Raw genomic sequence first — 3,698 nt, 5'->3', positions numbered from 1 at the left:
AGACACACGAGAAATAATATTAGATTTAGAAATAGAAGAATCAGTAGATATTTTAAACTTCTAGATAAATACTATATTAAGTAGCCTCCAAAGTTTGTTTAGCATCTGGGTGATTTTAGTTGATTTAGTTAATATTATTGATGATGACTTGTATCTACTATTTGGTCTTGAATAGCAACGCCCAAATTCGGTTTATCGAGTTTTTCAAATGAGCGAACCTACCCTTTATTTTTTTTGATAACCACTAAAGCAGTTATACTTAGTATACCTAAAATTAGGGAAGACTCAGGGATAGGTGTTATAGAAAAAGAAGTGAGGGGATAACCTGTGTAATAACCTTGCTCCCCTATTTCTAGGTAGTCATAAGTGTAAAACACATTATATAATGCTCCTCCTACGGTGTAAGCAAATCCGAATTCATCTAAAGCCGGAGTTTCAGCTAATAAGAGATTCTCATTGTCAAGAAATAATCCTGGAGATAATAAAGACTCTATTGGGTTGCCATTTCTTGTGCCAGTAATATCTACAATTTCATAGCTATTTGTGGCTGAATCGTAGGGGTTAGTTGTTAATTTTCCTGCGACTGTAACAATGTCATTTGGATCAAGTACACTCGTACCAGAGTAGGAAAAATTAAAAATTGCGGCTGAAACAGGAGCCATCATAGTTGTTAAAAGGCAGACCGTACCAGTGATAGTAACTGCGAGCTTTTTATCAAAATTCATTCCATTTTACCTTTTATTTAAAACCACTATTAACAAGGATTTTTCATCACTACTGATTTGTGTAACTAATGACTGCTGGTAAGAGCTACGGCAGCACATCAAAAGGTAGCATCATATCGTTATCTTCGTGATTAAGCATGTGGCAGTGCCACACGAAGCGTCCAGTGAATGAATTGCCAAAAGGTAAATTCGCTGTGGCTTTAGCACCGAAGGGAACTATTAGACGAACAACCTCAAACGGATTAACTACCACAGTATCCTTCCAGCCAGCTTCGTTCGCTGCTGGTGGTTTTGCTAAACCTTTTAAATAGGGAGTAGGGTCGAGTGGTGGATAACCATAAGGCACTGTATCTCCACCAGGTGCATGGTGCATAAGTACTTTACGCGGCCCAGTAGCTCTGTATGCTGCGGAGTAGGCAGTATCATTAATTGATTGGCGGTTGAGGATTTGAAATGGCACTAGATGCAGGTGCATTGTGTGAGCGAATGGCTGTAGATTGATGAAGTTCCACTGCTCAATTGTGTCTACTTGTGGTTGCTCCCTCAATTCTGGGTGGTTGGCTGCTTCATGCCAGTAAACTGCGTTGAGCATCATCGCTAACACCTGAAAGTTAGAGTTCAAAATATCTGTTAGAACCAGGTTGCGCTGTTTTACTGGTTTGGTAGCAATTTTTGTTATCAATGGATTGTTTACTCGCAGCCGTGTGGGAATAGCTTTAGGAACAGCAGCGCCCCGATTCACCGTAAACTGCATGATTTCTGGCATTCTAAAGTAACCCTGGTCAATAACCGTAGCCAAACCTTTGGGATACGGTGCCGCAGCGTCATTTTGCAATACAATCTTATCTCCTGGCAGACTTGTAGAAAAATCGATTAGCACATCAGCTCGTTCACCAGGCCCCAGCAGTAACTTAGACAAATATACTGGAGCGTTCAAGAATCCTCCGTCACAGCCAATTTGAATTAGTTGCTGATTTGAGGACAGTTTCAGCCTGAAGAATCGGGAGTTTGAAGCGTTGACGATGCGGAAACGGTACAAAGTTCGGTCAACATTGAGGTTTGGCCAAGCCTTGCCGTTGACGACAGCAACATCACCGTAAAACTCATGATCCCATTTTGCTGGAAAGGACATCGAACCATCAGAATTGAACGAATGATCTTGTAGTATCAAGGGCACTTCATAGGGCGCTCCAGCAGGGATACCAAGAGGGCCATTGCCACCTATAGGATCGTCCTCATCCCGAATCAGATACATCCCAGCCAGCCCGACTTGGAGGTTCAATGCAGTCATACCAAGGGAATGGTCATGATACCAGAGTGTCCCAGCTTCTTGATTGTTGTTGTAGTTGTACACATTGCTCTGTCCGGGCAGGTATGTGTCTTCTGGATAACCATCGCTGTCAGGTTCAGTATTGCTGCCATGTAAGTGTATGACTGTTCGTGGATTAGTTATGTCCGACGCATTGACACCATGTAAGCTTGTATCGACTGACCCAGCTAATGGATGAGTACCGAGTTTGTTGAATGCCCGAATCCTAACGGGTGTTCCCCTTGTTACCTCGAAAGTGGGGCCAAGATAAGATAATCCGCCGTAACCCCAGGTGGTAAAAGACCCTAAGCTGCTGTGGAACGAGTGTTTACCTGGTGCAATATCTAAGGTACTAGGTGGTGAAATTGGGTATGAAATGGGCAGAGACTCGGTAAATCTTGAGAGTCGAGGCGAGGCTGCATAGGTTCTCTTTGCTTTGAGTACTTCGGGAAGCAGAACTCCTACTCCTAAACCTGCACTCATCGTTAAAAATTGCTTTCTGGTTAACATTTTTGGTTATGTTGTAAAAATTAGCGTTGAGTCTATAAGGTCTTGGACTTATGCAAGAACTGTCTGAAACTTTGATAGGCTTATGATGCTATAGGTTGATTAGCGGATGGCTACGCCCGCCGTTCGCGTAGCGTCTGTCTACGACACGCTGCGCGAACGCAGAGAAGGCATCGCACTTTGTTTACTAACAAAGTATGGTTGTTTTTGTTCGACATCCCTAGCTGCTAAGAGTGTACTCAGGGTGTTAATCATCTGAGTACTTTCCTCTACAACCGAGTTCATTTCTTCTCCCAAAATGCTATAGGTTTTTTTGAACTCCCGAATCAGGCTATCTCGATCGTTCTGAATAACTAATTGCGCCAACCGATTATAAGTGGCTGCTAGTCGTTTAATGGCTTCACGACGCTCTGATGTTGCAAGCATAATATCTACTATTAGAGGTGCAGACTGAGCGAACAAGCGGCCAACTATGTCAATTTCTAGACGGAAAATTGGGCTAGAAAAATCTAAGCTTCGACGGATGTCAATCTCTTCTTCTGCTAGAAAAACACCAAGGCTCAAGGTTTTGAAGTTACGGATTGCTTGAACAGCAATCATCATTTGGTCGTGTTCTTCGGGTGTAGATACAATCAGTTTTCCACCATCATTTTGAATCAAATCCAGAAGCCATCCGAACGCATCGTCACCACGACCAGAACAGACTACAACTTTTTGAGATAAGAACGATTTGATGCCTGGGCCAAACATTGGATGCAAGCTAATCACAGGGCCACTATGCTCCTCAAGCATAGTCTGTAATATTGCAGTTTTAATACTAGCAATGTCAGCTAAAGCAGTAGTTGGAGAAAGGTATTTACTAAGTTTATGAATAACCTCTATTGTATGTTCAATCGGAACGCAGACTAAAACTAAATCTGCTTTTTCTAGCAGTGATTCTGCTTGTTCCCAATCACCGCGATCGAGAATACTGACATAGTGACCGGCGGCTGATAACTTCTGCTGGAAGAAGTGCCCCATCATCCCCCGTCCGCCAACTAGAGTAACCCGTCGTGGCTTGGTTTTAACTGGAGGCGAAAATCTACTAGCAACGGCAGAGGTACAACCTGTAACCAAGTTTTTCCACATCGACTCTGGAACACCAGCCTGCACTAAAG

General features: G+C 42.9%; 3 protein-coding genes. All 3 read right to left on the bottom strand.

Annotated features, from left to right (window positions below; genetic code table 11):
* Positions 1 to 218: 218 nt before the first annotated feature.
* Complete coding sequence (locus IQ229_RS17955) at positions 219 to 725, bottom strand: hypothetical protein (RefSeq protein WP_194046039.1); 507 nt, start codon at positions 723 to 725, stop codon at positions 219 to 221.
* An 85-nt stretch (positions 726 to 810) separates the two neighbouring features.
* The gene (locus IQ229_RS17950; protein ID WP_228013538.1) at positions 811 to 2,517 is read right to left on the bottom strand and encodes a multicopper oxidase family protein; all 1,707 of its coding nucleotides are present in this window, start codon (positions 2,515 to 2,517) and stop codon (positions 811 to 813) included.
* A 165-nt stretch (positions 2,518 to 2,682) separates the two neighbouring features.
* Positions 2,683 to 3,698, bottom strand: a 1,016-nt coding sequence (tyrA, locus tag IQ229_RS17945) for a bifunctional chorismate mutase/prephenate dehydrogenase (RefSeq protein ID WP_194046035.1), incomplete at its 5' end; no start/stop codon positions are given.

Source organism: Nostoc cf. edaphicum LEGE 07299, assembly GCF_015207245.1.
In the GTDB taxonomy this organism is placed as follows: domain Bacteria; phylum Cyanobacteriota; class Cyanobacteriia; order Cyanobacteriales; family Nostocaceae; genus Nostoc; species Nostoc edaphicum_B.
Note: the sequence above shows the minus strand (reverse complement) of the source record. Positions and strands in the feature narration are given on the sequence as shown.

What these genes read in the sequence shown, in the direction of transcription:
- IQ229_RS17955 (WP_194046039.1), bottom strand. Translation starts at nt 725, where the DNA reads ATGAATTTTGATAAAAAGCTCGCAGTTACTATCACTGGTACGGTCTGC.
- IQ229_RS17950 (WP_228013538.1), bottom strand. Translation starts at nt 2,517, where the DNA reads ATGAGTGCAGGTTTAGGAGTAGGAGTTCTGCTTCCCGAAGTACTCAAA.